Origin of the sequence: Streptomyces sp. NPDC127190 (assembly GCF_042672505.1) — a bacterium.
In the GTDB taxonomy this organism is placed as follows: Bacteria; Actinomycetota; Actinomycetes; order Streptomycetales; family Streptomycetaceae; genus Streptomyces.
Map to the genome: position 1 here is coordinate 26,401 of NZ_JBHXVE010000047.1, position 3,456 is coordinate 29,856.

3 protein-coding genes are annotated in these 3,456 nt (G+C 68.8%); all 3 read right to left on the bottom strand.

Annotation, left to right across the window (positions count from 1 at the left end):
- Window positions 1–106: 106 nt before the first annotated feature.
- Window positions 107–1,285, bottom strand: a complete 1,179-nt coding sequence (locus ACFVIU_RS37960) for a DUF932 domain-containing protein (RefSeq protein ID WP_385848280.1) — start codon at window positions 1,283–1,285, stop codon at window positions 107–109.
- 116 nt (window positions 1,286–1,401) lie between these two features.
- On the bottom strand, window positions 1,402–1,959 hold the full coding sequence (locus ACFVIU_RS37965; protein WP_385848281.1) for a hypothetical protein: 558 nt from the start codon (window positions 1,957–1,959) through the stop codon (window positions 1,402–1,404).
- Between the two features lie 74 nt (window positions 1,960–2,033).
- Window positions 2,034–2,405, bottom strand: coding sequence for a hypothetical protein (locus ACFVIU_RS37970; RefSeq protein WP_385848282.1), 372 nt, complete (start codon window positions 2,403–2,405; stop codon window positions 2,034–2,036).
- Between the last annotated feature and the right edge of the window lie 1,051 nt (window positions 2,406–3,456).

The window sequence follows — 3,456 nt, forward strand, 5'->3', positions numbered from 1 at the left end:
GGCGGCGCGGCCCCCCCCCCCCCCCCCCCCGCGGGGGGGGGGGGGGGGGGGCGCGCGGGGGGCGCGGGGGGGGGGGCGCCCCCCCCCCCCCCCCCCGGGGGGTCTGTCAGCCGTGCGCTGCGGCGGTCGTCAGGGCGGGCAGCGCGAGCGCTTCCAGGGCGGCGGCCTGGTCGGCGTCCGTGAGGGTCTGGGCGGTCGACGTGACGGCCTGCATCACGCCCCCGGCCGTCATCTGACCGCCCCGCACGAAGTGAGAGAGGATCATGTCCTTCGCTTCGGCTCCGATGCTGAGCGTCTTGGTGACGTGCTCGATGGTCTTCGTCGGCTCGGCCAGCGTCTTACCGGCGGCGGCCTCCATCGCCCGTACCTTGGTCTCGACGTACTCGCGTGACAGGAAGGTGCGGACGGCGTCGGCGGTCTTGGAGGTGATCAGTTCCAGCGTCTTGCGCTGAGTCTGGCCGGACCAGGACACAACGCCCTCGTCCTGCTTGCCTCCCAGGTGCACGGCGCGCATGACGTCCTTCGTCTCGGTCAGGCCGTTGCGGCACACCTGGATGACGGCACGCGGGGTGATGGTGTAGGCACCTGCGCCGACCTCGCTGTTGGTGATGACGAAACCGGCCGAGATCATCGGCAGTTCGTCGCCGCTGCGGCCGTCGAACGGCGAGCGGTAGCCGCGCAGCAGCTCGCGCGCCTGGACGGCGACCGCTTCGGACTCGACGCGCACATACATGCGCCGGTCGGTCAGGTCGCACCCCGTGACGCGGGTGGGGTGGCCGGACTGCCGCACCCCGTCCAGGGCGGCGAGCAGCATGTCGAAGTTGTCCATGAGCTTGTAGCTGTCGGACAGCAGCGCGCGGGCCACGCCTTCGGCCGGAGGCATGCCGGGGCCGCTGTCGCCTCGGAACGCGCGGAGCATGAACCGGCGCTCCGGCTCCTCGCGCAGCCACGCGTTGACGTTCTCGTCCAGCAGCGGGAGGTTCTCGGCGCGCATGCGGCGCAGGTAGGAGAGCGGGATGCGGAGCTTGTCGGAGATCCCCTCGTCGGCCACGCCGGTGGGCCGGTAGATGCCGTCGACGTCCGTCACCCCGTCCTCGGTGATCAGGGACTCGATGCCCTCGACGTGCAGGTTGCCGTTCCGGAACCGCAGGGTGGCGGCGGGGGCGATGACGTCAAGCTTGCGCTGGTTCTGGTCTTCCAGGATGCGGACCAGGTCGGAGAGGTCGGCGTTGCGGGCGCCGGTGGGGGCCACGTTCGTGGCGCGCTCGGCGAACTGCTGAGTCATGCGGTGTTCTCCCCTTCGTGTTGGCTTCTGCGGTTCGGGGGCGGGGCCACCACCCCCGAACAACTTCAATAATAGTGTGTTTTAGGGGTTTGTGAACCCACCCCTGACCAGCACACTCAGGCTACGGGGCGGTACTCCGGCAGAGGGGTCAGACTCGTACGCCGCACCCCCGAGACCACCGGCACGGGCGCCACGTCGCGCATCTCGCACAGGTCGTAGCGCAACCTGGCCTCCCCGCCGAGCGGGTCCGCGTACGCGTGGATGGCGCACACCCAGTACGTCCCGTGCCGTTGCGTCAGGCTGCCGTGATAGTCGACCTTCTGCCACAGCACCGGCCCGACGTGCTGCGGGTCCAGACTCCGCGCGACCGCGATCACCATCGGGTCCCCCATCCGCTCGGCCAGCAGCAGGACGAACGCCCGCTCGACCGTCGAGCGGTCCACAGGGACACCGGCCACGGCCACGCCTGTGTGCCCGGTGCGCACCCCCAGCGCCCAACCCAGCTCGAAGAACGGCCGGACCATCTCCAACTGCTCCACCGGCACCCGCAGCGCTTCCGGGTCACCCTCGCTACGCGCCAACTCATTGAGCGCGTACGCCGCCTGCTCCTGCTCCGCCACGGTGAGCGGTGCCCCGACCTCCTCGGCCAGCTGCGCAATTCGTGTGCTGTCCATGACCGTTTCCCTTCCGGTGCGCCGTTTGGTTGTGTGTGTGGGGGGCGCTCACATTGAGCGCCCCCCAAGCGGGATTACTTGAGGAATCCGCGCGAACGGAGGAACTCAGCCGTCAAGTGCGCGACCCCCTGCGGCTTGTAGATCTGCGGGAATCGCCGAATTTCCACTTCCGTGCGGCCCTGGGCGTCAGGCTCGATGAGTTCGTGAACGAGCCGGTACGGCTGGTCACCCATCGGCATTTCCAGCACGACCGGCCCGACCTTGGTGTCGAACCGAATTCCGGTGTAGTTGGCGTCGGAGTTGTGCACGACCTTCGCCCCTACGCGCTGGCACATGAGCGGCAGGAAGTTGGCGATGGTGCGGGCCTGAATGGCAAGGCCGCCCATGGGGGCGTCCTGACCGCCACGCACCCGGCGGACGACGCCGTCAAGGATCTGAATCTCCATGTCTTCCCCTTCGTTGGACTTCTGCGGTTGCGGGGGGTCGCCTCCCCCTGCACTTCAAATAATAGTGGGTGTTGCGGGTGATTGGAAGCCCCCCGTTGCGCCTCGTGTTGCGTACCAGGCTGCGCCTGATGTTGCGTCAGGTGTTGCGCTGATGGTTGCGCTGTCTGACGGCCCAGGTTGTGGCTCGCCCCTGGTCAGCGGCCTGCGGCCACGTGGTCTGATTGCTGACATCCCCTCTGCTGCCACTTGCCCCGCCCCGTTGAAGGAGAGTGAGGAAATGGGGTTGGTGTGTGGGGGTGGGTGGCGGCTTCGGGGATGGGCGGTGGGGTGGTGTGTGGTTGCGCGTCGGCCGGGGGCCGCCGCGCTGGCGGGGTGTGCAGGGGTGGAGGGGTGGGTGGAGGAGGGGCAAGCCAGGTTGTACCGGTCTCCAGCTCTCTCCCACCCCCTTCACCCCTGCCCCATCAACCCGCTTAACGCGGTTTCGGGGCCCCTCCGGGGCCCCGAAACAATGCCAATCACATACCCCCGCCTAAGGGAATCGGATTCCCCCAAAACCAGCCCTAGCATGTCGAAGTCACGCTCCACCGGCAGGGAGCCCGCCTGGTTAAGCATGTGGATTGGCGGCGCGTCAGGGACTTGATGGCTCAGCGAGCATCGGCCAGGTTTGCGGGTGTCCCGCGTTTCCGCCAACGGTACATGCTGCATCAACCTGAGGCACCCACTACACTGGAACCCACACGAACGGGCGCCCTCCACCCTTCTGAGGCACCCACTACACTGGAACCCACACGAACGGGCGCCCTCCACCCTTCATAGCCAGCCGGGCCCGCGTCAGCGGGCCCTAATGTTCTGGAGGCGCAGCCGGAAGGACCGTCAGGTGGGGGAGCGCAGCGGACCCAACTCCGGGAGTGCGAAGCACTCCCCAACTCCTTTGCCAGACACCCAACTAGGCGGGCCGTGAGGATCCGAGAGGCCCGGCCGCGCACCGCGCGGCCCGCCGGGCGCGCAGCGTCCGGCTCTCCACTGCCTCCTGGAGCGCAGCGGAGGGAGG

What these genes read in the sequence shown, in the direction of transcription:
- ACFVIU_RS37960 (WP_385848280.1), bottom strand. Translation starts at nt 1,285, where the DNA reads ATGACTCAGCAGTTCGCCGAGCGCGCCACGAACGTGGCCCCCACCGGC.
- ACFVIU_RS37965 (WP_385848281.1), bottom strand. Translation starts at nt 1,959, where the DNA reads ATGGACAGCACACGAATTGCGCAGCTGGCCGAGGAGGTCGGGGCACCG.
- ACFVIU_RS37970 (WP_385848282.1), bottom strand. Translation starts at nt 2,405, where the DNA reads ATGGAGATTCAGATCCTTGACGGCGTCGTCCGCCGGGTGCGTGGCGGT.